Annotated in this window: 23 protein-coding genes; 12 read left to right on the top strand and 11 right to left on the bottom strand. The window is 69.1% G+C overall.

Annotated elements, in window-relative coordinates; all coding sequences use genetic code 11:
• Window positions 1–51: 51 nt before the first annotated feature.
• Entirely contained in the window at window positions 52–369 is a 318-nt protein-coding gene (locus IEV64_RS10275; RefSeq protein WP_007273860.1) for a hypothetical protein, read from the top strand.
• A 54-nt stretch (window positions 370–423) separates the two neighbouring features.
• Here the strand turns inward: IEV64_RS10275 and IEV64_RS10270 are convergent, their stop codons facing one another.
• Window positions 424–1176 (bottom strand): class I SAM-dependent methyltransferase, encoded by a 753-nt coding sequence (locus tag IEV64_RS10270; RefSeq protein WP_188423813.1) that lies wholly within the window; start codon window positions 1174–1176, stop codon window positions 424–426.
• Between the two features lie 84 nt (window positions 1177–1260).
• Window positions 1261–1881, bottom strand: coding sequence for a DUF7509 family protein (locus IEV64_RS10265; protein ID WP_007273858.1), 621 nt, complete (start codon window positions 1879–1881; stop codon window positions 1261–1263).
• A gap of 98 nt (window positions 1882–1979) precedes the next feature.
• On the opposite strand from IEV64_RS10265, the gene IEV64_RS10260 reads away from it, so the two are divergent.
• Window positions 1980–2381: an ArsR/SmtB family transcription factor gene (locus tag IEV64_RS10260; protein WP_004968102.1), complete on the top strand. Its 402-nt coding sequence runs from the start codon at window positions 1980–1982 to the stop codon at window positions 2379–2381.
• Window positions 2382–2472: 91 nt separating this feature from the next.
• Window positions 2473–2862, top strand: coding sequence for a DUF7522 family protein (locus IEV64_RS10255; protein WP_007273857.1), 390 nt, complete (start codon window positions 2473–2475; stop codon window positions 2860–2862).
• Between the two features lie 25 nt (window positions 2863–2887).
• On the opposite strand, the gene IEV64_RS10250 is transcribed toward IEV64_RS10255, so the two are convergent.
• Window positions 2888–5728 (bottom strand): DEAD/DEAH box helicase, encoded by a 2841-nt coding sequence (locus tag IEV64_RS10250; RefSeq protein WP_188423812.1) that lies wholly within the window; start codon window positions 5726–5728, stop codon window positions 2888–2890.
• A gap of 90 nt (window positions 5729–5818) precedes the next feature.
• On the opposite strand from IEV64_RS10250, the gene IEV64_RS10245 reads away from it, so the two are divergent.
• Together IEV64_RS10245 and IEV64_RS10240 are read left to right on the top strand one after the other, a co-directional pair.
• Window positions 5819–6097 carry a hypothetical protein gene (locus IEV64_RS10245; protein WP_007273855.1) on the top strand — a complete coding sequence of 93 codons (279 nt, stop codon included), beginning with the start codon at window positions 5819–5821 and terminating at the stop codon, window positions 6095–6097.
• Complete coding sequence (locus IEV64_RS10240) at window positions 6094–6384, top strand: hypothetical protein (RefSeq protein WP_007273854.1); 291 nt, start codon at window positions 6094–6096, stop codon at window positions 6382–6384. The genes IEV64_RS10245 and IEV64_RS10240 overlap by 4 nt, the downstream gene beginning before the upstream one ends.
• 52 nt (window positions 6385–6436) lie before the next feature.
• Here the strand turns inward: IEV64_RS10240 and IEV64_RS10235 are convergent, their stop codons facing one another.
• From IEV64_RS10235 to IEV64_RS10225, 3 genes are read right to left on the bottom strand one after another with little or no spacing between them, the layout of a single operon-like run.
• Window positions 6437–7219, bottom strand: coding sequence for a metallophosphoesterase (locus IEV64_RS10235; RefSeq protein ID WP_188423811.1), 783 nt, complete (start codon window positions 7217–7219; stop codon window positions 6437–6439).
• Between the two features lie 4 nt (window positions 7220–7223).
• Window positions 7224–9119, bottom strand: a complete 1896-nt coding sequence (locus IEV64_RS10230) for a rpa-associated protein (protein WP_188423810.1) — start codon at window positions 9117–9119, stop codon at window positions 7224–7226.
• Window positions 9116–10399 (bottom strand): Single-stranded DNA binding protein, encoded by a 1284-nt coding sequence (locus tag IEV64_RS10225; protein ID WP_007273851.1) that lies wholly within the window; start codon window positions 10397–10399, stop codon window positions 9116–9118. Before IEV64_RS10225 ends, IEV64_RS10230 begins: the two co-directional genes overlap by 4 nt.
• Before the next feature lie 100 nt (window positions 10400–10499).
• On the opposite strand from IEV64_RS10225, the gene IEV64_RS10220 reads away from it, so the two are divergent.
• Window positions 10500–10877 (top strand): DUF7510 family protein, encoded by a 378-nt coding sequence (locus IEV64_RS10220; protein WP_007273850.1) that lies wholly within the window; start codon window positions 10500–10502, stop codon window positions 10875–10877.
• Window positions 10878–10929: 52 nt separating this feature from the next.
• On the opposite strand, the gene IEV64_RS10215 is transcribed toward IEV64_RS10220, so the two are convergent.
• Window positions 10930–12039 (bottom strand): glycosyltransferase family 4 protein, encoded by a 1110-nt coding sequence (locus tag IEV64_RS10215; RefSeq protein ID WP_007273849.1) that lies wholly within the window; start codon window positions 12037–12039, stop codon window positions 10930–10932.
• 120 nt (window positions 12040–12159) lie between these two features.
• Here IEV64_RS10215 and IEV64_RS10210 point away from each other — a divergent pair, with 120 nt between their 5' ends.
• Window positions 12160–12819 (top strand): 2,5-diamino-6-(ribosylamino)-4(3H)-pyrimidinone 5'-phosphate reductase, encoded by a 660-nt coding sequence (locus IEV64_RS10210; protein WP_007273848.1) that lies wholly within the window; start codon window positions 12160–12162, stop codon window positions 12817–12819.
• 111 nt (window positions 12820–12930) lie between these two features.
• Window positions 12931–13266, top strand: coding sequence for a thioredoxin (gene trxA, locus IEV64_RS10205; RefSeq protein WP_007273847.1), 336 nt, complete (start codon window positions 12931–12933; stop codon window positions 13264–13266).
• Between the two features lie 135 nt (window positions 13267–13401).
• On the opposite strand, the gene IEV64_RS10200 is transcribed toward trxA, so the two are convergent.
• A complete protein-coding gene (locus IEV64_RS10200) occupies window positions 13402–13716 on the bottom strand; it encodes a NifU family protein (RefSeq protein ID WP_007273846.1) in 315 nt (104 codons plus the stop codon).
• Between the two features lie 125 nt (window positions 13717–13841).
• On the opposite strand from IEV64_RS10200, the gene IEV64_RS10195 reads away from it, so the two are divergent.
• A complete protein-coding gene (locus IEV64_RS10195) occupies window positions 13842–14558 on the top strand; it encodes a ribosome assembly factor SBDS (protein WP_007273845.1) in 717 nt (238 codons plus the stop codon).
• Between the two features lie 39 nt (window positions 14559–14597).
• Here the strand turns inward: IEV64_RS10195 and IEV64_RS10190 are convergent, their stop codons facing one another.
• Window positions 14598–14927 (bottom strand): FUN14 domain-containing protein, encoded by a 330-nt coding sequence (locus IEV64_RS10190; protein ID WP_007273844.1) that lies wholly within the window; start codon window positions 14925–14927, stop codon window positions 14598–14600.
• Window positions 14928–15167: 240 nt separating this feature from the next.
• Here IEV64_RS10190 and hflX point away from each other — a divergent pair, with 240 nt between their 5' ends.
• Complete coding sequence (gene hflX, locus IEV64_RS10185; RefSeq protein WP_188423809.1) at window positions 15168–16469, top strand: GTPase HflX; 1302 nt, start codon at window positions 15168–15170, stop codon at window positions 16467–16469.
• A 71-nt stretch (window positions 16470–16540) separates the two neighbouring features.
• Here the strand turns inward: hflX and moaC are convergent, their stop codons facing one another.
• A complete protein-coding gene (moaC, locus tag IEV64_RS10180; RefSeq protein WP_004968122.1) occupies window positions 16541–17068 on the bottom strand; it encodes a cyclic pyranopterin monophosphate synthase MoaC in 528 nt (175 codons plus the stop codon).
• Window positions 17065–18501: an NAD(P)H-hydrate dehydratase gene (locus IEV64_RS10175; RefSeq protein ID WP_188423808.1), complete on the bottom strand. Its 1437-nt coding sequence runs from the start codon at window positions 18499–18501 to the stop codon at window positions 17065–17067. Before IEV64_RS10175 ends, moaC begins: the two co-directional genes overlap by 4 nt.
• An 89-nt stretch (window positions 18502–18590) precedes the next feature.
• Here IEV64_RS10175 and IEV64_RS10170 point away from each other — a divergent pair, with 89 nt between their 5' ends.
• Complete coding sequence (locus IEV64_RS10170; protein WP_007273840.1) at window positions 18591–19775, top strand: MFS transporter; 1185 nt, start codon at window positions 18591–18593, stop codon at window positions 19773–19775.
• A 42-nt stretch (window positions 19776–19817) separates the two neighbouring features.
• Window positions 19818–20204 (top strand): ArsR/SmtB family transcription factor, encoded by a 387-nt coding sequence (locus IEV64_RS10165; RefSeq protein WP_049917733.1) that lies wholly within the window; start codon window positions 19818–19820, stop codon window positions 20202–20204.
• Window positions 20205–20339 lie beyond the last annotated feature (135 nt).

Here is a 20339-nt window from a genome sequence, read left to right as displayed (position 1 = left end):
CTCGTCTCACCGCGTACTGTGTCTCATGTTCACTCGCAACAGGGGTGTGTCGTGAACGCGGCGTGGCGGCGGAAAGTCCGACGGGAGTGGGGCGCGCTCACCGGTGGCCCGCTGTCCGCGACGTGGTGGGTGACGAAGGCCGGCCTCCGGGTCGCGTTCGCCGAGGCGATGTTCATGTTTCTCGTGTTGCTGAACAACGATGCGGCCGCGTTATCGGCCGTCGCCGACGGCGAGGCGTCCGTGTTTTCGCTCGTCGGGCTCGTCCTCGTGACGCCCGAGTACCTCGCCATCGCGGCCATCGTCTTCGCCGTCGCGCTCTTTCTTCCGTTCCTCCCGCGGCGCAACGAGGCGACCAACCGCTGGGAGTAGGAATCGAGAGGCGACGGCGGCCCCGCTCCCGAAGGCCACCGCGACCGCGCCGACTCAGGCCAGTCGCGCTCGGTAGTAACTCGACTCGGCGTTCGGGACGGTCACCTCACGCACGTCGAGGGCCGCCTCGGCGGCGACCGCCCGGAGCCGAGCGGGCGAGACGAGAACGAAGTCGAGCGTCGGCCCGCGCAGGTCGCCGTACTCCACGCGGAACGACCGCCGAGCGATGCCCTCTCGCGGGCCTGGCCGGTAGCCGAAGAACCGCTCGGGGTCGATGCGCGTCGGGTCGTACGAGTCCACGACGACCTCGCCGGACGACGAGACGAGGTCGGAAAACGACGCGAGCAGGTCGGCGAGTCGGTCCAGCGACCCCGCGAGGCCGACCTGCGTCCCGTTGGCGAGGACCGTCTCGAAGCCCCCGGTCGCCGACCCCGCTTGACTCGCTTCGACTGGCGGGTCGAACATGTCGCCGACGACCGCCGCCTCGACGCCGCGCTCGCGGGCCGCACGCACCGCGTTCGGGCTCACGTCGAAGGCGACGACTTCGCCGCGGTCCTGCACGGCGAGGGCGTGTTGGCCCGCGCCGCACCCCACGTCGAGGAGCGGGGTTCGGAGGGAATCGACGAACTCGCGCTTCGCGGCGGGCCACCGCTCGGACGGGACGAGATAGTTCTCGTAGACGTGCGCGTCGCCGGCGGCGGCTCCGGCGGCGGCTCCGGCGTCGTCGCCGGCGCGGTAGACACAGGGGGCGCGCAGACAACCGCGAACGCGGTCCAACATCGCCAGTCCGAGGGCGTCGTCGGGCATGACGGGTCGTTCGTCGCCCTCGTGTAAATTATATTTAATGTTCCGGATGGTAGCAATTAACAGACATGGGGGACGGAGGAAGCGTCAGTCCAGCCGGTCCAAGTCGCCGTGTAGCTCGCGGTTCATCACGTCCGCGACGAACAGACGGATGCGCTTGTGAAGCTCCGCTTCGGTGTCGTAGGTCTCGATACGGAGGTCCCAGCGAGCGCGCGCCGCGCGAATCATCTCGCTCGTGACGCTCGCCTCGTGGACGAAGACGATTCGGTCGCCGTGCGTCTCGGAGAGCCGTTCGAGTATCGACCCCGCCTCCTCGCCGACGCCGAAGTTGTGGCCGAGAAACGGGAGTACGAACACGGTCGCGTTGCTCGCCTCGGCGAACGCGAGCGACTGCGTCGCGGCGTCAACCTCGTCGGTTCCGATGTCCACGTCGACGGCGAGAAAGGCGTTCACGCCCGGGTCGGCGCGGAGCGTTCCCTGTACGCGTCGGAGGAGCGCGAGCGCGTCGTCGACCTCGTCTCGCGCGGCGAACAGCTTCCGAATCGGCCCCGGAAGCTCCTCGATGTCGATGGCGGCGAGTTCCTCCTCCGAGAGGACGTAGTTGAGGTTGAACGACTTGTACGGACCCATCACGTAGACGAGAAACCGGTCGTAGGTCGTTCGCCCGAGCGCCGCGCGTATCTCGTCGCGCGAGACGGCGTCCGTCATGGGCACACGTACCGCGCGATAGTATATAAAATCCGGATTTTTCAGCGAAGCTCGACTCAAGAACCGTTAAACCGACACGCCGCGTCTAGCGAACCGAGATGGCGACGAACGACCCGGTCGATTCGGACGGCCTCCCCGAGGACCCCGCCGAGTTGCTTCCCCCGACGAGCGTCCTCACGCTGGACGAGTACCTCGACATGCAGGCCGCGCTCGGCGACCGGACGCGGTTCACCCTGCTGTACCGGCTGGTCCACTTCGGCGAGCGGAGCCCGAAGGCGCTGGCCGAGGCGCTCGACGTGCAGGCGAACACGCTCCACTACCACCTCAACAAGCTCGTCGACGCCGGGTTGGTCGAGAAGCGAAAGCGGGCGCGAGCCGACGAGGAAGGGCTGTTTTCGTACTACCGCGCCACGTCGCTCGGCTCCGACATCCTCGAACACGGCGTCGAGGAGCTCATCCGGCGCGAGCGCGACTACCGGGACGCCTACGCGTCTGAATAGCGGCGTCGCGGCCGGTCGCCGCGTCTCAGTTCTCGCCCCGTGACTGCCGAAGCCGCCGCCTATTTGGCGCTCGCTCGCACAGGCTGAAGCGATGTCCAATCTCCTCCCCGAGGAAGCACAGGAAAAGCTCGTCACCGTCTGCCGCACGGCCGTCGGCGACAGCCTCCGCTCGCTCACGTACTTCAGCCGCTTCGACTACGTGCAGGTGTACCTCCGCGAGGACCTCGAACAGGAGGCCGACCTGAACTCCTTTATCGGCAACGAGTGGCACGACTTCAAGATGACACAGGACGCCTACCGCGGGTCCGAACTCGGCGACTACGAGTACACGATTCGCGTGTTCGAAAACGGCTATCTCGTCCGAATCACCGTCGAGGACTTCGGCGTCTTCGTCACGACCGACGGCATCTCGATGCAGGACTTCGAGGCGCTGGCGGCCGCGACGACCGAGATTCTCGACGAGTGGGCCATCGAGGAGTAAGCGGTCGACCCCGAAACCGGCTCCGTCAGTCCCAGAACGACTGGGTCCGGGCGTATTCGCGCTCCCGTTCGAGGATGTCGCGGTAGAAGTCGTCTTCGTCCTCGCGGAGCTTGTTGATGATGCGCGCGGCGTTGTGCGGGCCGACGCCGCGGGCCGCGAGCGCGACGACCGCCCGCTCGCCGTGGGCCTGCACCAGACTCGCCGAGCGGTAGGCTCGCTTCGTCAGTCGCTCCTGTTCGTCGTCTTTCTCCGGCGCGCGGACCGCTTTCACCGTCTCGTCGTCCCACGGGTTGAGCGCGGCGACGCGGGTCGCGCCGCACTCGGGGCACGTCACGGGTTCGCGGACGCGCTTGACCTTCGTTTTCCGAGTCCAGTCCTTGCAGTGGAGACACGCCAACAGCACGCGGTCGTTCTGAATCCGGTCCCGGACCGTCTCGATGACGCTCGCGTCGGCGTTCTCGGGGACGAGCAGGTCGGTGCCCGACCCGCGGCCGCCGGTGCCGATGGCGGTCGGTTCGCGGGCGACGGAGAGTTCCACGTCGCCCTCGCGGAGGCGGCGGAGCAGTTCGACCGTCTCCGCGACGGCGAGGTCGGTGTGGAACACCTCGCGGACGGCCTCGTCGTAGACGGGCGTGTCCTCAAGCGCGGCGAGGAGGCGGTCGCCGCCGAAACGGCCCTTGCCCTGATAGCGCTTGAGCGCGCCGAACTTCGCGGCCACCTGCGCCAGCGTGAACTTCAGCGAGTCCGACCGCTTGAGCGCGAGTTCGAGCAGGGCCTCGACGTGGTCGGGGTCGGTCTCGCGGAGCACCTCCGCGAACGTCGTCGGGCGGACCTTCCCCGGCACGTCGAACTCGACGCGGTAGGGGTCGACCTCCATGCCGACCGAGGAGCCGGTCCGCTGGCCGATGAGCGCCGACAGGAGCCGCCCGAGCGTCTCGTTCACCCGGTGGCCGTGCGGCGAGTTCAGCGTCACCTTCCGGGGCGAGCCTTCGAGGACGAGCCTGTTCGCCGTCGGAATCGGCGCGCCGGCCTCGACCTGTCTTTCGATGGGGCCGAGCGCCGACCTGACCGTGGCCTCGTCGGTCGGGTAGCGCATGGCGATGTCTCGGGCGACGGCCTCGCGGTCGGCCCCGGACTCGAACTGCGGCGCGGCCACGTCGCGGAGTTCGCCCACCTCGCCGGCGACCGGCGCGGGGACCGGAATCTCCGAGCCGACCCACGACGGCACCTCGCCGCCGGGGTCCTCGATGGGCGAGACGTTCACCCGCGCCTCCTCGTCGTCCACGTCGTTGACGCGCCACATCTCGCCGCGCTGGATGAACGTCGCGCCCGGCGCGGCGAAGTTGAGGACGAACTTCTCGTCGAGCGTCCCGATCTGCCGGCGCGAGGAGATGTCGTGGACGTCGTAGGTCTCCTCGTCGGGAATCATCGAGAGGTTGGCGTAGAAGTACTGCCACGTGCCGCCGGACTTCTCGAGGAGGTCCTTGTCCTCGTCGAGCCAGAGGAGGCGGTTCCCCGAAAGCTCGCGGACGACGGCGCGGAAGTCGTCCTCGGCGAGGTCGCGGAAGGGGTACGCCCGCGTGATAATCTCGTAGGCGCGGCGGGCCGACACGTCGCCGTAGTCCATGACGACGCCGACGATTTGGTTAGCGACGGTGTCGAGGCTCCCGTGGTGGACGCGGGCGGGTTCGACCTCGCCGGAGACGGCCCGCCGGGCGATGGCGAGCGCTTCGAGCGTGTCGTCGGGGTGGTCGGTGACGACGGTCCCGCGGGAGACGACGCCCAAGCGGTGGCCCGCGCGACCGACCCGCTGGAGGAGCCGCGACACCTCGCGGGGGCTGTTGTACTGGACGACGTGGTCCACCCGACCCACGTCGATACCGAGTTCCATCGACGACGTGCAGATGAGCGCGTCCAACTCGCCGGCCTTGAAGCGGTCTTCCACGTCGATGCGAACGTCCTTCGACAGCGAGCCGTGGTGGACCTCGATGGGGTCGCCGAGCGCCTTGAACCGCGAGCCGAGCGCCTCCGCGGTCTGTCTGGTGTTGACGAAGACGAGCACCGACTCGTGGTCGCGGACGATATCCCGAATCGCCCGAACGTGGCTCGCTATCTCGGGGTCGGTGGCGAGTTTCCCGGCCAGCGCCTCGTCCTCGTTCGTCACCTCGGGGCGGACGACTTCGAACTCGACGCGGTTGTCCACGTCCACCTCGATGACCTCGAACGGGCGGTCACCGGTCAGGAACTTCCCGACCTCGTCGGGCGACCCGACCGTCGCCGAGAGGCCGATTCGCTGGAACGACCCGGCCAACTCGCGGAGCCGCTCCAGCCCGATTGTCAACTGCGCGCCGCGCTTGGCCGACGCGAGTTCGTGGACCTCGTCGACGACGACGTGGTGCACGTCCGAAAGCGCCGTTCTGAGCTTCTTCCCCGTGAGCATCGCCTGTAGCGTCTCGGGCGTCGTCACCAACACGTCCGGCGGGTCGTTCGCCTGCTTCTGGCGCTGGTACTGCGTGGTGTCGCCGTGGCGAACGTCGATGTCGATGTCGAGCCGTTCGCCCCACCAGTCGAGCCGCTCGCGCATGTCCCGGTTCAGCGCCCGAAGCGGGGTGATGTAGAGCGCCGAAATCCCGAATCGGTCCTCGGCGTCGGCGATGGCCGAGAAGACCGGGAGCATCGCCGTCTCCGTCTTGCCGGTGCCCGTGGGCGCGATGATGAGACCGTGTTTCCCGTCCGAAAGCGGGGGAATCGCCCGGCGCTGGGGCTCTGTCGGCGTCGTGAATCCGCGCTCCGAGAGCGCGTTCCGAACGGGCGACGAGAGCGTCGCGAAGGCGTCCATTCCGGCGGCGGCCTCGCCGTCTGGCATCGCCCGAGGTAGCGGTTCGAGGCGATTAAGCGCACCGCTCGGGGCGGTCCCCACCGGGAGATTCATGTCGCCCGTGAATCAACTTCGGGCGTGTCCCCGAAACGAGTCTACTGGTCCGCGTTCCTCGTCTTCGGTCTCTGCGCCGCCGTCGATATCGCGCTCGACGTTTCGGCGGGAGACGTGGGTATCAACACCGCGGCGGCGGCCGCGGGCGTCGTTGCGGTCGGCTACGCGTCGGTCGTCGCCCTCCGCGACCCCGACCGCGCCCGAGTCCCGACCGACTGGAGCCCGCTCGTCTACCTCGTCGTCCTCGGCGCGGCGCTCTACGCCTTCGGCGTCGCGCTCCAACTGTACTCGGTGGTGACGTGACTCCCGAGCGGTCCTTTTGGCTGTCGCAGGCGGGCTTCACCGCCGGGAACCTCTTCATCGTTCTCGGCAATCAGTGGGGCGACCTCGCGGCGTGGCAACTGGTCTTCGCGGCGGTGCTGGTGCTTTCGACCCTCTGGTTCGTCGGCTACGCCGTGCAGGAACGAAAAAAAGGCGTCCCGGAGTTCTTCCGCGAGTGGACCGGCTGGCAACGACTCGCCCGCGTGGCCGCCGTCGCCGTGTTCGTTCTCGGCACTCTCACGTTCGGTTTCGGCTCGGGGCTGTTCTGACGACCGAGGCCATCCCGGCGACTGCGGCGACCGCGACCACCGCCCCTGCTACTCAGACGTTCCGGTAGTCGCCCAGCCGCGTCCCGTCGAGCAGGTAGGCCTCCCCGTTCGCGAGGCCGTCGGGCAGGAACGGCGAGAGAAAGCCCTGTCCGGCGACGTTGACCCACGTCCCGCCCGAGGTGTCGTTGAACGCCGGGAACACCACGAGTTCGGCGTCTGCTCGCGTCACCTCCGCGGGGGCGACCTCGTAGTGTTCCGCGAACACCGCGGGCGCGAGGGAGCCGCGGAGCCAGACGCGCTCTTTCCGCGCGCCGCCGACCTCGTCTTCCAGCCTGACCGCCGGGTGTTCGTGGGCCGAACAGACCACGTCGGCGGCGAGCACCTCCCGCGAGGGCCACGTGTGGCCGTGGCAGAAGCCCACGTCGCCGAGGCGGACGCCAGCGGGGTCGGTCACCTCCACGTCGTCGCCGAAGAAGTCCGCGAGGCCGCCGTCGTGGTTGCCGGGGACGACCGTCAGTTCCGCGCGGTCGGCCACGGCGGCCGCGAGGGCGCGCAGTTCCTCGGCCTCGTCTCCCTTCTGGTCGCCGATGCGGTGGCCGAGGTCGCCGAGGACGACCAGTCGGTCGGCGTCGGTCCGGTCGAGAAGCGACAGCAGGCGCTCGCGGCGGACCGCGGCCTTCGACGGGAGTTCCACCCCGCGTTCGTACCGCAGGCCGGCCTCGATGCCGGCGTGGTAGTCGGCGACGACGAGCGAGCGCTCGGGGAACCCGCGCCTGCTCGTCCGCGCCACCGCGGCGGGATGGCCGGGAATCGGTTCGACGAGCGGTCCCGACACGGCCTCAGATGGCCTTCAGCACGCCGTCCTGCGGCTCGTAGCACCGACCGCCGAGGAGCGCCTCCTGGATGGCGTCTTCGACCGCGCCGGGGTCCGCGCCGTACTCGTCGACGACGGCGGCGACGACCTCGTCGCGGGTCGCGCCGTCGCCCCCGTCGAGGTCGTCCATGGCGTCCACGACGACCGATTCGAGGTCGATGTCCTCGGCCTCGGCGGACTCGTCGGCGTCGGGCGTCGGCTCGTGTTCGGGTTCTGGCTCGGATTCGACCGCTGGTTCGGGCTCCGGTTCGGGCTCGGCCGCGGCGTCAGCCGCGGGTTCCGGTTCCGGCTCTGCCACCGATTCGGCGTCGGCGGGTTCGTCTCGGAGTTGCTCGGTGAGGTCGTCCGCGTCGGGCACGTCGATGTCCGCCTCGCCGGCGGGGTCGACGTCCGCGCCGGAAGTGAACTCCGTGCCGAACTCGGACTCGATTTCGGCCCGCTCGTCCTCGTCGAGTTCGTACATCCCGTCTGGGTCGACCGAGTCGTCGGCGTCGGAGGACGCGGAGTCGGTCGAGTCGGTCGCCGACTCGTCGGCCGGCGCGTCCGCCTCGGGTTCGGGTTCGGGGTCGTCGAAGCCGTCGTCGAAGTCGCCGAGGGTTCCGCTTCCCGATTCGTCGAGCGAACCGGCGTCGGTCGTACCCGCGTCGGGGGCGTCGTCTTCGAAGTCACCGAGCGCGCCGTCGTCGGCCCCGGCGTCGAAGTCTGGCTCAGAATCGACGTCGAGCGAGTCGGTCTCCGGTTCGGGTTCGGACGTGAGGTCGGCCGCTTCGACCGATTCGGACTCGGCCGTCGCGGACGGCTCGCTCTCCGGTTCCGGCTCGGACGCCTCCGACTGGCTCTCGGTCGCGGCCGTCGTCTCGGTGGCGACGGGTTCCGGTTCGGGTTCGGGTGCGGGCTCCGGCTTGGTTTCCGCGACGGGGTCGGATTCAGACTCCGGCTCGACGGCCTCGGACTCGGTACTGTCGGCGGGTTCCGGCTCCGGCTCGTCGGCGACCGGTTCGGACTCGGATTCGGCCTCGAACTCCTCCGGGTCGGCGTCGAACTCACCCGCGTCGGGCTCCGCATCGGCGGGTTCGTCGGCGTTGTCCGCGTCCGCCTCACCGACCTCGATATCGATGCTCTCTGCCGGTTCGAGGCCGAGTTCGGGGAGCGGACCGAGCACCGCGTCGCCGCCGTCGCCGGGGGCGACGTCGAGGTGGTCGACTTGGTCGCGGTCGCCCGCGACGAGCTCGAGCGCCTGCACGGCCACTTCGCGCAGTGCTTCGAGGTAGGTTCGGGTCGTCCCGTAGTGGTCGATGGCGCGGGGGATGCCCGCCGCGAGCGTCGGGTCGACGCCGCGGGCTTCGAGCGCGCGGGTCAGGTCGTCGCCACGGTAGGGCATCGACAGCGCCTCGTCGAACACCGCGATGCGGCGGAGCGTCGCCTCAGCGGCCGAGACGATCCAGCGGTCGCGCACGTCGGCGTCGACGGTGTTGACGCTCTCGGGGCGGACCGAGGAGTAGACCACGTCCGCGTCGTCCGGTTCGTACGTCCGGGCCTTGCCCGCGAGCGAGACGAACGCCGGGGGCGTCGCCGCGTCGAGGTAGGCCATCGGCTCGGGCTGGTACTGGCCGGCGTAGGTGACGAACGCGCCCGTCGGGTCGGCGATGCGCCCCCGGAGCACCTCGTCGTTGACGTGTTCGATCTCGGTGAGCACGCCCGCGACGAACGTCCGGTTGAGTCGCGCGCCGGTTGGCGTGACCACGTAGTTCGGCGCGCGCTCCTCGTCGCTCTCGGAGTACGAAAGCGACGCGTCGTCGAACTCGGCGGCGAAGACGCGGTAGGCGATTTCCCGCGTGCCGACGACCGGCGAGGCGCTCATGCGCGCACCTCCGTGAGGAGGGCGGCCGCGCGTTCGGCCGGGTCGTCGTCGGTCTCCTCGAACTCGTCGGCTTCGAGGTTCGCGCCGTACTCGTCCACAGAGAGGTTCCCGCGGACGCGGTACTCGCGGCCGACGAGCGTGTCGGCGATGTCGTCGGCGACGACCTCCTTGTCCATCGCCTCGCGGGCGGCCTCCATCGCGTCGGCCATCGTCCCGCCGTAGATCTCCTCGGTGAGGTCGCGGTCGAGGATGGCGGTCACCGTGCCGGTGCCGTCGTCGAGAATCGCCTTCACGCGCATGTCGTCCTCGCCGTCGACCTCGCCGTGCTGTCGGCACTGGCCGTTCTGGACGACGCGGCTACACTTCGGACAGCGCTCGATGAGCCCGGAGCCGTCGCGCACTTCGAGGACGTTCCCGAGCACTTCCACGTCGAACATCCCGCCGGCGTCGACGGCCTCGCCGATTTTCAGGCGGGGCGCGGAGTCGGTCACGGAGACGGGGTCGTCGAGCACGTCGAGCGTCGTGAACTCCGAGAGGTTCACCTGCGGCACGCCGCGGAACTCGCGGACGTACACGTCCGAGAGACGCAGGCTCGCGCCCTCTTCCACGTCGGGGCGGGGTGCCCAGTCGGTGAAGGGGAGTCGCCCGGACTCGTCGGCGACGACGCCCGAGAGGATTGTCGTCTCGCCGTTGCGACCGTCGATGGTGCGCGAGTCGACTTCGAGGACGCGGACCTCGACGGTCCGGCCGCGGTCGCCGGCCTGGAGGTCGATGAGGTCGGCCTCGCCGCCGATGCGGTCGTCGTAGGGCGTCTCGACCGTCTCGGACTCCACGCCGACCGTCGAGGACGCGCCGATGTTCAGTTCGGGCTTGCCGTCCCACTCGCGGACGCCGGCGTTGCCGATGACGACGGAGTCGCCCGGTTCGAAGCCGAAGTCCTGCCACGCGGTGTAGGAGATGACGCCGGACTCGTCGGCGAGTTCACCCTCGCGGATGGTCTGTTCGTCGCCCTGATAGACGATAGAGCGGGTGCCCACGGTGAGCACGCGGACCGTCACCGAGACGTTGCCGCCGTCGGGGTCGATGTCGGCGATGCGCTTCGTCGAGGGCGCGCCGTCGCTCCCGCCGGAGCTTCCGCCGCCGTGTTTTCGTCGGACGCTCTGTTTCGCCTCGTCGAGCGGGACGCTGTACTGCAGGAGGTTCTGCAGGTCGGATTTGACCTCCTCTTTGTCGACACCGAGGGCGGAGGCAAGCTCCTCGGCATGCTGGTCGAGTTCCATCGAGTCGGGATTCGCCCCCGTCGGATAAAAAGTGTTGCCGGGCGGCCGGGCGACCGGCCGCGGGCGAATCACTAAGTGCTCGCGTGCCAGTTGGACTCGTATGTCGAACGACGAGGGCCCGGACGCCGGCGACGCCGACGAGGAGGTCTCCTTCTCCGTGACCATCGAGGACGGCTGGACGACTATCGTGATGGAAGGCGACAAGGACAGCGCGGTCGTCGTCCGCTCCGCGTCCGGCGAGCGAATCTACCTCCCGCCGGAGGGGTTCGACGCCGAGGCGGCGGCCGACAGCGCGTACCAGTCGGCGGACAGCCCCTACCAGTCGGCGTACGACTCGCCGTACCAGTCGGTCCAGACCGACGACTCGCCGTACCAGTCCGCTCGCGGCACGATGCCGCGAGAGGGGATGGTCCCGACCCGCGGCGGCTACCGAATTCGCCACCCAGAACCCGTGACCGACGTGCGGCTCCTCCGCTGAGTTCCGATACCGTCGATTTCCGAGCCGGAGTGCTGACCCCCGGGTTCGACGTTCAGTTCGCGTCTGACTCGGCGGCGTCCGCGTCGCCGGCGTCGGCTTCGTTCTCCGCGCCGGCCGAGGGGTCGACGTCATCGTCGAGGATGCTGTGGTAGTACGCTACCGTCTCGTCGACGACGCGGTCCCACGTGTACGGCTCGTACTCCGGTTCGCCGTCGAGCGAGAGGCCGTACTCGATGCCGTCGGCGATGGAGCGCGAGTCGGGTTCGACCTCGATGACGCAGTCCTCGGGGAGGACCTCCGCCGCGCCGCTCTCGGTGGCGACGACGCGCGTGCCGGTCGACAGCGCCTCGACGATGGTGATGCCGAACGGCTCTGACAGCGACGGCGAGACGAACAGGTCCGCCGAGGCGTAGTAGTCGCCGAGCGCCTCTTCGGGGACGTAGCCGGCCCACTTGATGCGGTCTTCGACGCCGAGCAGTTCGGCGAAGCGCTTGAGTTGGGCGGTGAGGTGACCCGACCCGCCCATGACGAGCGTCACGTCGTCGCGGGCGAGCTTCTCCATCGCGTAGACGAGATGCGAGATTCCCTTCTGGTCGGTGTGCCGGCCGACGAAAAACAGCATCTTCCCGTCGATGCCGAGTTCTTCTTTGAGGTCGCGGCCCGTCGTCTCGCACTCCGAAAAGCCGTTGTAGATGACGTGGCAGTCGCCGCCGTACTCGCGTTTGACCTTGTCGGCGAGGAGTTCGCTCACCGCGAGCAGGTGGTCACAGCGCTCGGCGATGCGGCGCTCGGTCTCGACTTCCCGCTGGGGCGGGTCGATGTTGCGGTCGGACGAAAGCGAGTGGAACGTGGTCACCCACTCCACGTCCTCGTTGTTCGACTTCGCGCGCGACCCCGGGCCGTAGCCGAACCAGTCGTGCGTGTGGACGATGTCGGCGTCGGCGGCGCGCTCCGCGAACGTCGAGCCCAGCCGTCCGATTCGGGTGATGATGTCGCCTTCGCCCGTCGGAACGCCCACGATGCCCTCGCGGTCCGGCGCGTACTCCGCGGGGAGCACGAGTTCGATGTCGACGTCCTCGCGGTCTTCGAGTCGCTCGAACATCTCGCCTACGTGCGTGTCGAGCCCGCCGCTGACGTTCGGCGGAAACCCCCACCCCAGCATCAGGACCTTGGCAGTCATAGATGACACAATGTACCACAGAGGCCTATTTAATTCCTGTCCGGCAATACTCCGACGGCACCTCACCGAAAGGCGTTTTCGCCGCGGCGACGACCCGCGAGTATGCACGTCCACGTCAACGCCGCCGCGAGCCTCGACGGCAAGCTCTCCTCGCGCCGCCGCGAGCAGGTGCGGATAAGCGGCGACGACGACTTCGCCCGCGTGGACGAGATTCGCGCGGCCGCCGACGCCGTCGCCGTCGGCGTCGGGACCGTCCTCGCCGACGACCCGCATCTCACGCTCGACGACCCCGCCCTCGTCGCCGCCCGCGAGGACCGGGGCGACCCGCCGCACCCCGCCCGCGTCGTCGCCGACTCGCGCGCTCGAACCCCGGCCGACGCACGGATTCTGGACGACGCGGCGACGACCTACGTGCTCGTCTCCGAGGCCGCGCCCGCCGACCGCCGCGAGGCGCTCGAAGCCGCCGGCGCGGAACTCGTCGTCGCGGGCGAAACGCGGGTGTCGCTCCCCGACGCCCTCGAAGCCCTCGAAGCCCGCGGCGTCGACCGACTCATGGTCGAGGGCGGCGGCGAACTCATCTTCTCGCTGTTCGAGGCCGGCCTCGTCGACGAACTCACGCTCTACGTCGGCTCGATGGTCATCGGCGGCCGCGACGCGCCGACGCTCGCCGACGGCGAGGGCTTCGTCGCCGACTTCCCCCGACTGTCGCTCCGCGTCGTCGAGCGCGTCGACGACGGTGTTCTCCTGACCTACGACTGCTGAGCCTCGTTCCTCGAATCCGGCCGTTTTCGCCGCGAACGCGGAGTTTCGCGGTCGTGCGTCGCCACGCAAACAGGCGCAATGGGTAAGAGTGTCGCGCCGATACGTGGAGATATGAGCACTCCGAAGACAACCGATGTACCCGTCCATATCGAGAGTTCGGACGAACTCGACGAACTCATCGCCGACAGCGCGGTCGTCCTCGTGGACTACCACGCTGACTGGTGCGGCCCGTGTAAGATGCTCGAACCCACGGTAAAGGAAATCGCCGAGGAGACCGACGCCGTCGTCGCCAAGGTCGACATCGACGAACTCCAAGAGCTGGCCCGCGAGCAGGGGATTCGCAGTGTCCCGACCCTCCAGTTCTACGCCGGCGGCGAGCAGGTGAAGGAGGTCATCGGCGTCCAGAGCAAAGAAGACCTCGTCGACATCATCGAAGCCGCCGCGTAAGCCGGCGTCAGCTCCGCTCGGCTCGATTCTTCGTTTTTCTCTCACGGCTAGCGACGGCGCGGCGCGCGCTCGGGTGCGTTCGGGCGTCGTCGCTCGTCGGGGCAGTTCGGTCGAAAAGCGGAGTCAGAAGACGGCTCAGAAGGGCGCGTCGGACACGTCGGGTTCGAACCCCGCGCCCGCGTCGTCGTCGTAGAAGCCTCCGGTCGAGGCGTGGACCGCGTCTATCTCCTCGAACTCGGCGACCATGCGCGACTTCAGCGCCTGAATCGTCATCGGCGAGATACCGCATCCGGAACACGCGCCGGTGAGGGAAATCCACACCTCGCCGGTCTCCTTGTCGATGGCTTCGATACCCGCGTCGCCGCCGTGCATCTCGATTTGGGGGAAGTTCCGCCGCATGAACAGGTCGAGCCGTTCTTCGAGGGACTTCTCCGACGTCTGCGAACTCATACCGAGACGTGGGGTGCGGGCGAGCATAACGATTGCTCCGAACGAGGTCGCGGCGAATTTCGCGAGACGCTGTCGGGGGAGTCGGTCGGCGAGGGCTTTTTACCACGGAGAGAGTATCAGAACCTATGATTTCACTCGACGAGGCAGTCACGGCCCGCCTGGAATCCCACGGCGCGCGGTTCGAGGTGCTCATCGACCCCGACGCGGCGCTCGCGATAAAGCGCGGCGAGTTCGACGGCGACCTCGAAGAGGTCATCGCCGCCGAAGACGTGTTCGAGGACGCCTCCCGCGGCGACCGCCCCGCCGAGAACGACCTCGAAGAGGTCTTCGGAACGACCGACCCGCTGGAGATAATCCCCCAGGTCGTCAAGAAGGGGGAGATTCAGATCACGGCCGAACAGCGCCGCGAGATGCAAGAACAGAAGCGCAAGTCGCTCATCAACCGCATCGCGCGAAACGCGGTGAACCCGCAGATGAACGACTCGCCGCACCCGCCGGAGCGAATCGAGCGCGCGCTCGAAGAGGCCGGCTTCAAAATCGACCCGATGGAGCCCGTCGAGTCGCAGGTCGACGACGCCCTCGACGCGCTCCGCCCCGTGTTGCCCATCAAGTTCGCCGAGGTCACCGTCGCCGTCCAACTCCCCGCCGAGTACGCCGGGAGCGGGCAGGCCCAGATTCGGAGCTACGGCGACCTCGAACGCGAGGAGTGGCAGAACGACGGCTCGTGGGTCGGCGTCATCACCTTCCCCGCGGGGATGCAAAACGACTTCTACGACAAGGTGAACAACATCACGAGCGGCACGGCCGAGACGCGCATCGTCAAGGACGAAGACGAGCTCTGAGACGGGTGCGGGTCGGCACGGCCGAGACGCGAACGCGAACTATCCTTTCTTGAAGCCGACGAGGAAACCGCCGGAGAAGCCGGCGGAGACGGACAGCGTCGAGAGAATCGTCGAAATCCAGTCCGGCGGCGCGCCGCTCGCGGCGTCTTGGGTGGCGCTCACGAGCCCGCCGGTGAGGCGCTCCCAGTCGACGGTGATGATGCCCCGCGATTCGAGGAACTTGAACACGGCGAGTTCGAGGCCCACGATGACGGCGATGAGCTTCGCGATTTTCTTGGCCGCGAAGCCGATGATGCCGCCGATGACGGCCCCGCTTCCGAACTCGATGCCGAGCTGTTGTGGGTCGATACTCAGTTGTAAGGGGTCCATACGGCGAACAACCCGTCCGTCGATATAAGTGATTTGTGGGGAGACTGTCGTCGTCGCCGAACTGTCAGGTCGCGGCCGGGCAACCTACAAGAGTCCCGGCGTCCAAACGCGGCCATGGAACGGGAGGTGACGGGACGCCATCTCGACGCGTGACCCCGGCCGAGCGGGGCTTAAGTGCCTCCGGCGGCTAGTACCGACTGACACAGTGCAGGCAACGTACCCCACACTCGAGGTGCGGCGATGAGCCGCGTCGTCGTCGCGAAGCGCGTCGACCGCGGAGACGCCGACCTCACGGAGATATCGGACCTCGCCCGCGCGGCGGGCTACGAGGTCGTCGGCGAACTCACCCAGACCCGCGAGGAGGACGCCGCCTTCCACTTCGGCGAAGGGAAAGTCGGCGAGTTAGCGTCGCTCGTCGCGCGCGAGGACGCCGCCGCCGTCGTCTTCGACAACCGACTGGGCCCCTACCAGACGTACAACATCGCCCAGAAGCTCCCGGACGACGCGGAGGTCATCGACCGCTTTACGCTCATCCTCGACATCTTCGGCCAGCGGGCGAACACCCGCAAGGCGCAGTTGCAGGTCGAACTCGCCGAGCTACGCTACGAACTGCCGCGCGCCGAGGCGAAGGCGTCGCTGGCGAAGCGCGACGAGCGCCCCGGCTTCATGGGGCTCGGCGAGTACGACGAGAGCCGCGAGCAGGACATCAAGGTCCAGATTTCGCGCATCAAGAACGAACTGGACGCCATCGCGGACAAAGAGGAGACCCGGCGCGAACAGCGCCGCGAGTCCGGCTTCGACCTCGTGGCGCTCGCGGGCTACACGAACGCCGGGAAGTCGACGCTGATGCAACGGCTCGCCGCCGACCTCGAAGTCGGCCAGAACGACGACCTCCACCCGGACCTCGACCCGACCGCGGAGTCACAGGACAAGCTGTTTACGACCCTCGGGACGACCACCCGGCGCGCCGAAACGGGCAAGCGAGACGTGCTTCTCACCGACACCGTCGGGTTCGTCTCGGACCTCCCCCACTGGCTCGTCGAGTCGTTCAAGTCCACGCTCGATTCGGTCTACCGGGCCGACCTCGTGTTGCTCGTCGTTGACGCCTCCGAGCCCATCGAGGAGATGCGCGAGAAGCTCGTCACGAGCCACGACACACTCTACGAGCGCAACGAAGCGCCCATCGTGACCGTGTTCAACAAGGTGGACAAGGTCGCGGCCGAGGAGCTCGACGAAAAGCGCGCGGCGCTGTCGGCGCTCGCGCCCAACCCCGTCGCCGTCTCGGGGCTGACCGGTGAGAACGTCGAGGAACTGGCCGCCCGCGTCGAGGACGAACTCCCCCCGTGGGAGCGCGAGCGCCTCCTGTTGCCGATGGCCGACGACACGATGAGCCTCGTCTCGTGGCTCTACGACCACGCCCACGTCGAGACCGAGGAGTACGAGGGCGAACAGGTCCACGTCGAGTTCGAGGCGCGCCCCGCTATCGTCGAGAAGGCGCGGGCGAAGGCCGCCGACCTCTCCGTGCCGGCCGACTCGGCCTGAGCGGCCTGCGCCGAGTCGCGCCCACCACGCTTTGGTCCGTCGCGGACTCGACCCGACCCGCCGGTTTCGACTCAGTCGAGCGTCGCTTTCTCCTTCGTGACGACTTCCACGTCCGAGATTCGCGTCCCCGGATACTGGCCGTCGTCGTCTTTCTCCGCGGCTTTCACCATGTCCCAGACGACGTTGAGGCCGGTCGTCACGCCCTCTAGCGCCTCCATCTCACAGCCCGTCTTGCCGGTCGTCCCGACCGTCACGGAGAGCGTGACCGACTCGTCGGCCACCTCGAACTCGGTGTCGACGTTCGTGATGGGTATCTGGTGGCACATCGGAATCGTCTCCCACGTGTGCTTGACGGCCTGAATCGCGCCGATTCGGGCGGTCGCCAACACGTCGCCCTTCCCGATTTCGTCGTCGCGGATGGCCCGAACCGTCGAGGCGCTGAGGTGGATGGTCCCGCGGGCGACCGCCCGGCGGCGGCTGTCCGGCTTCGCGCCCACGTCGACCATCTGGACGTTGCCCTCCTCGTCGACGTGGGTCAGGTCGCGGTCGTCGCCGTCGGCCGATTCGTTCGACTCCGCACCGGCGCGCTCGTCGCTCATGCTTCGTCACCTCGCAGGGCCGCGGGCAGTCGTTCCAAGAGGTCGGTGGCGACGAGGCCGCCGCCGAACGCCTCGGCGGCGAGGTCGCCCGCGCGGCCGTTTCCGTAGGCCGCGACGGCGGCCGCGTCGAGCGGGGGCAGGACGGCCGCGAGCGCGCCGGTCGCGCCCGCCAGCACGTCGCCGGTGCCGCCGACTGTCATGCCGGGGTTCCCGGTCCGGTTGACGCGGACGTCGTCGCCGTCCGAAACCACGTCGTACGCGCCCTTCACGAGGAGCGTGTGGCCGAGGTCGGCGGCGAACTCGCGGACGAGGTCGCTCCGGACCTCCCAGTCGGAGTCGGTCTCGCCGCCCATCTTCCGCAACTCGCCCTGATGGGGCGTACAGATGAGCGTCGCCTCGGTGTCCACGTCGGGGACGACCTGCAGGGCGTCGGCGTCGACGACGGCGGTCCCGTCGTAGGCGGCGAGGAACTCGCGGACCGCGGCGAGCGACTCGTCGGCGTCGCCGAGGCCGGGGCCGAAGACGACCGCGTCGCGGTCGGCGGCGAAGTCGAGGAGGTCCGGGACGTGTTCGGGCGCGAGTCGGTCGCCCGAAAAGCCGCGGACGATGAGGTTCTCGGAGTAGCCCTGTACCTCGCGGGCGACGGCCTCGGGGCAGGCGACGCGGGCGAGGTCAGCGCCGGCTCTGAGGGCCGACTGCGCGGCGAGCGCGGGCGCGCCGGTGTACGGACCGCCGCCGACGACGAGCACGTCGCCGTGGTCGCCCTTGTGGCTCTGGGCGTCGCGGTCGAGCGCGAGGAGGTCGCCGGGACCGGTGAACAGCTCCGCGGCCTCGGGGATGCCGATGTCGGCGACGACGACCTCGCAGTCGAGGTCGCCGAGGCCGGGCTTGTCGTCGTGGAAGGTGACGACCCGGTCGGCGTCGACCGCGAGGCCCGCCGCGTCGCCCGTATCGGCGTCGACGCCGGAGGGAACGTCCACCGCGAGGACGGTCGCCGAGGAGTCGTTGATGGCGCGCGCGGCCGTCGCCTCGGGTTCGCGGAGCGCGCCGGTGACGCCGGTGCCGAGCATCGCGTCCACGACGAGGTCCGGGTCGCCGAGGTCGAAGCCGGCCGAGTCGGTGACGGTCCGGTGGTCGGCCTCGCCCGCGACGAGGGCGTCCCAGTTCTCGCGGGCGATGTCGGTCGAAATCGTCTCGGGGCGGCCGAGCAGGTGGACGGTCACGTCGTACGCCTTCAGGAACCGCGCGGCGACGAGGGCGTCGCCGCCGTTGTTGCCGCGCCCGGCGACGACTGCGACCGACGCGCCGGGGTCCGCGAGGTCGCGGCACGCCCGCGCGACGGCGTTCCCGCTCGACTCCATGAGCTGTTTCCGCGGCACGCCGAGCGCCTCGGCGTTCAGGTCGACCGCGGCCATGCGTCGACTCGTAATCATACGCCTCCGTTTGCCCGGCGGCGCGTTAACACATGTGGTCGCGGGTCGGATTCGCAACGTTTGACACGGCGGCGGCTGAATCCGCGGTAGTGACTCGCCGCCTCTTCGGAACTCTCTGCGGACTCGTCTTCCTCGTCAACTTCGGCCGCGTCGCGTTCCCGCCGCTCGTCGAGACGCTCCAGACGCAGTTCTCGGTCGGCCCGGCGACCATCGGCGTCGTGACGAGCCTCGTCTGGCTCGGGACCGCCATCCCGCGCATCCCCGTCGGCTACCTCCTCACGCGCGTCTCGCGGTCGAAGGTCGTCCTCGGGTCGGGCACGCTCCTCGTCGCCGCCGCGGCGTTCACCGCGAGCGCGACGTCGGTGCTGACGCTCCAAATCGGCGCGTTCGGCCTCGGGCTCGCCTCGGGGGCGTACTTCGTCTCCGCGACCCCGCTCGTCGGCGAACTGTTCCCCGAGCGCGTCGGCCGCATGGTCGGCATCCACGGCGCGGCCAGTCAGGTCGCCGCCGTCGTCGCCGCGCCCGTCGTCGTCTTCATCCTCGCGTCGTACTCGTGGCGCGAGACGTTCTGGGTGCTGGCGGTCGCCGGCGCGCTCGTGACGCTCCTCCTCTACGCCGTCTCCCGCGACGGGAGCGCGGGGGCCGGCACGGGCGCGGACCGCGATTTCTCCGCCGCGCTCGGCCACTGGAAGCTCATTCTCACGGGCATCCTCCTCATCGCGCCCGCGGGGTTCGTCTGGCAGGGGCTTTTCAACTTCCTCGTGTCGTACATGACGCAGGCGAAGGCGTTCGACCCCGCCGCGGCGAGCACGATGCTCACCATCGTCTTCGCGGCGGGCGTCCCCGCGTTCTCGCTTTCGGGCCGCCTCGCCGACAAGCTCCCGCACGTCCCGTACATCTTCGGCCTGCTCGTCGCCTTCATCGGCGCGCTCGTCGCCCTGACGTACGCCCAGGGCTTCGTCGCCGTCGCCGTCGTCGTCGCGGTGCTCGGCTACGTCGTCCACAGCCTGTTTCCCGCGCTCGACACGTTCATGCTCTCGTCGTTGCCGAGCGACGCCCGCGGGAGCGCCTACGCCGTCTTCAGCGGCGCGGCGCTCCTCTTGGAGGCCAACGGGAGCGGCGCGGTCGGCTTCCTGACCGAGGCGAACTACGCCTTCGAGGCCGTCTTCCGAACGCTCGCCGGGGGACTCGCGGTGTTCGTCGCCGCGCTCGCCGTCCTCTACGCGCTGAACCGACTGCCCGGCGTCGACCGCGCCGAGCCGTCGAGCGCCTGACAGCCGAAACGATTTACTTCTCCCTCCAGAAATATCACCCACGTGTCAGAGTTGCGACCGTCCGACGGAGCCGTCGATGCGAGCGGTGAGGCCGACCCTCGGGTTCACTGGCTCGACGACGACGAGACGGCGCGACTCCTCGGAAGCCTCTCCTGTGACACCGCCCGCGACCTGCTTTCGTGTCTGCAGGAGTCGCCCGCGACGGCGACCGAACTCTCGAAGCGGGTCGACACCTCCGTCCAGAACGCCCGTCACCACCTCGGAAACCTCATCGACGCCGACCTCGTCCGCGTCGCCGACACCCGCTACTCCGAGAAGGGCCGCGAGATGAAGGTGTACGCCGCCGCCGCGCCGTTCGTCGTCTGCGTCGGCGGCGACGCCGACGACCGCGAGGCCTTCGCCGAGGTCATCTCCGCGTTCCTCGAATAGCTCGGCGCGCCCCGCCCCATTCCTCCTCGCTCCGCCCCGCCCCACGCCTCCTCGCTCCGCCCCGCCCCACGCCTCCTCGCTCCGCCCCGCCCCACGCCTCCTCGCCCCGGCGCGAACGTTCAAGTGCGACGCCGC

The organism is Haloferax sulfurifontis, from assembly GCF_014635105.1.
In the GTDB taxonomy this organism is placed as follows: Archaea; Halobacteriota; Halobacteria; order Halobacteriales; family Haloferacaceae; genus Haloferax; species Haloferax denitrificans.
Note: the sequence above shows the minus strand (reverse complement) of the source record. Positions and strands in the feature narration are given on the sequence as shown.

Excerpts from the sequence above, each read along its gene's own strand:
- moaC (WP_004968122.1), bottom strand. The coding sequence starts at position 17,068 with ATGAGCGACGAGCGCGCCGGTGCGGAGTCGAACGAATCGGCCGACGGC.
- IEV64_RS10195 (WP_007273845.1), top strand. The coding sequence starts at position 13,842 with ATGATTTCACTCGACGAGGCAGTCACGGCCCGCCTGGAATCCCACGGC.
- trxA (WP_007273847.1), top strand. The coding sequence starts at position 12,931 with ATGAGCACTCCGAAGACAACCGATGTACCCGTCCATATCGAGAGTTCG.
- IEV64_RS10260 (WP_004968102.1), top strand. The coding sequence starts at position 1,980 with ATGGCGACGAACGACCCGGTCGATTCGGACGGCCTCCCCGAGGACCCC.
- IEV64_RS10255 (WP_007273857.1), top strand. The coding sequence starts at position 2,473 with ATGTCCAATCTCCTCCCCGAGGAAGCACAGGAAAAGCTCGTCACCGTC.
- hflX (WP_188423809.1), top strand. The coding sequence starts at position 15,168 with ATGAGCCGCGTCGTCGTCGCGAAGCGCGTCGACCGCGGAGACGCCGAC.
- IEV64_RS10225 (WP_007273851.1), bottom strand. The coding sequence starts at position 10,399 with ATGGAACTCGACCAGCATGCCGAGGAGCTTGCCTCCGCCCTCGGTGTC.
- IEV64_RS10270 (WP_188423813.1), bottom strand. The coding sequence starts at position 1,176 with ATGCCCGACGACGCCCTCGGACTGGCGATGTTGGACCGCGTTCGCGGT.
- IEV64_RS10200 (WP_007273846.1), bottom strand. The coding sequence starts at position 13,716 with ATGAGTTCGCAGACGTCGGAGAAGTCCCTCGAAGAACGGCTCGACCTG.
- IEV64_RS10220 (WP_007273850.1), top strand. The coding sequence starts at position 10,500 with ATGTCGAACGACGAGGGCCCGGACGCCGGCGACGCCGACGAGGAGGTC.
- IEV64_RS10175 (WP_188423808.1), bottom strand. The coding sequence starts at position 18,501 with ATGATTACGAGTCGACGCATGGCCGCGGTCGACCTGAACGCCGAGGCG.
- IEV64_RS10215 (WP_007273849.1), bottom strand. The coding sequence starts at position 12,039 with ATGCTGGGGTGGGGGTTTCCGCCGAACGTCAGCGGCGGGCTCGACACG.
- IEV64_RS10230 (WP_188423810.1), bottom strand. The coding sequence starts at position 9,119 with ATGAGCGCCTCGCCGGTCGTCGGCACGCGGGAAATCGCCTACCGCGTC.
- IEV64_RS10250 (WP_188423812.1), bottom strand. The coding sequence starts at position 5,728 with ATGCCAGACGGCGAGGCCGCCGCCGGAATGGACGCCTTCGCGACGCTC.
- IEV64_RS10190 (WP_007273844.1), bottom strand. The coding sequence starts at position 14,927 with ATGGACCCCTTACAACTGAGTATCGACCCACAACAGCTCGGCATCGAG.
- IEV64_RS10210 (WP_007273848.1), top strand. The coding sequence starts at position 12,160 with ATGCACGTCCACGTCAACGCCGCCGCGAGCCTCGACGGCAAGCTCTCC.
- IEV64_RS10265 (WP_007273858.1), bottom strand. The coding sequence starts at position 1,881 with ATGACGGACGCCGTCTCGCGCGACGAGATACGCGCGGCGCTCGGGCGA.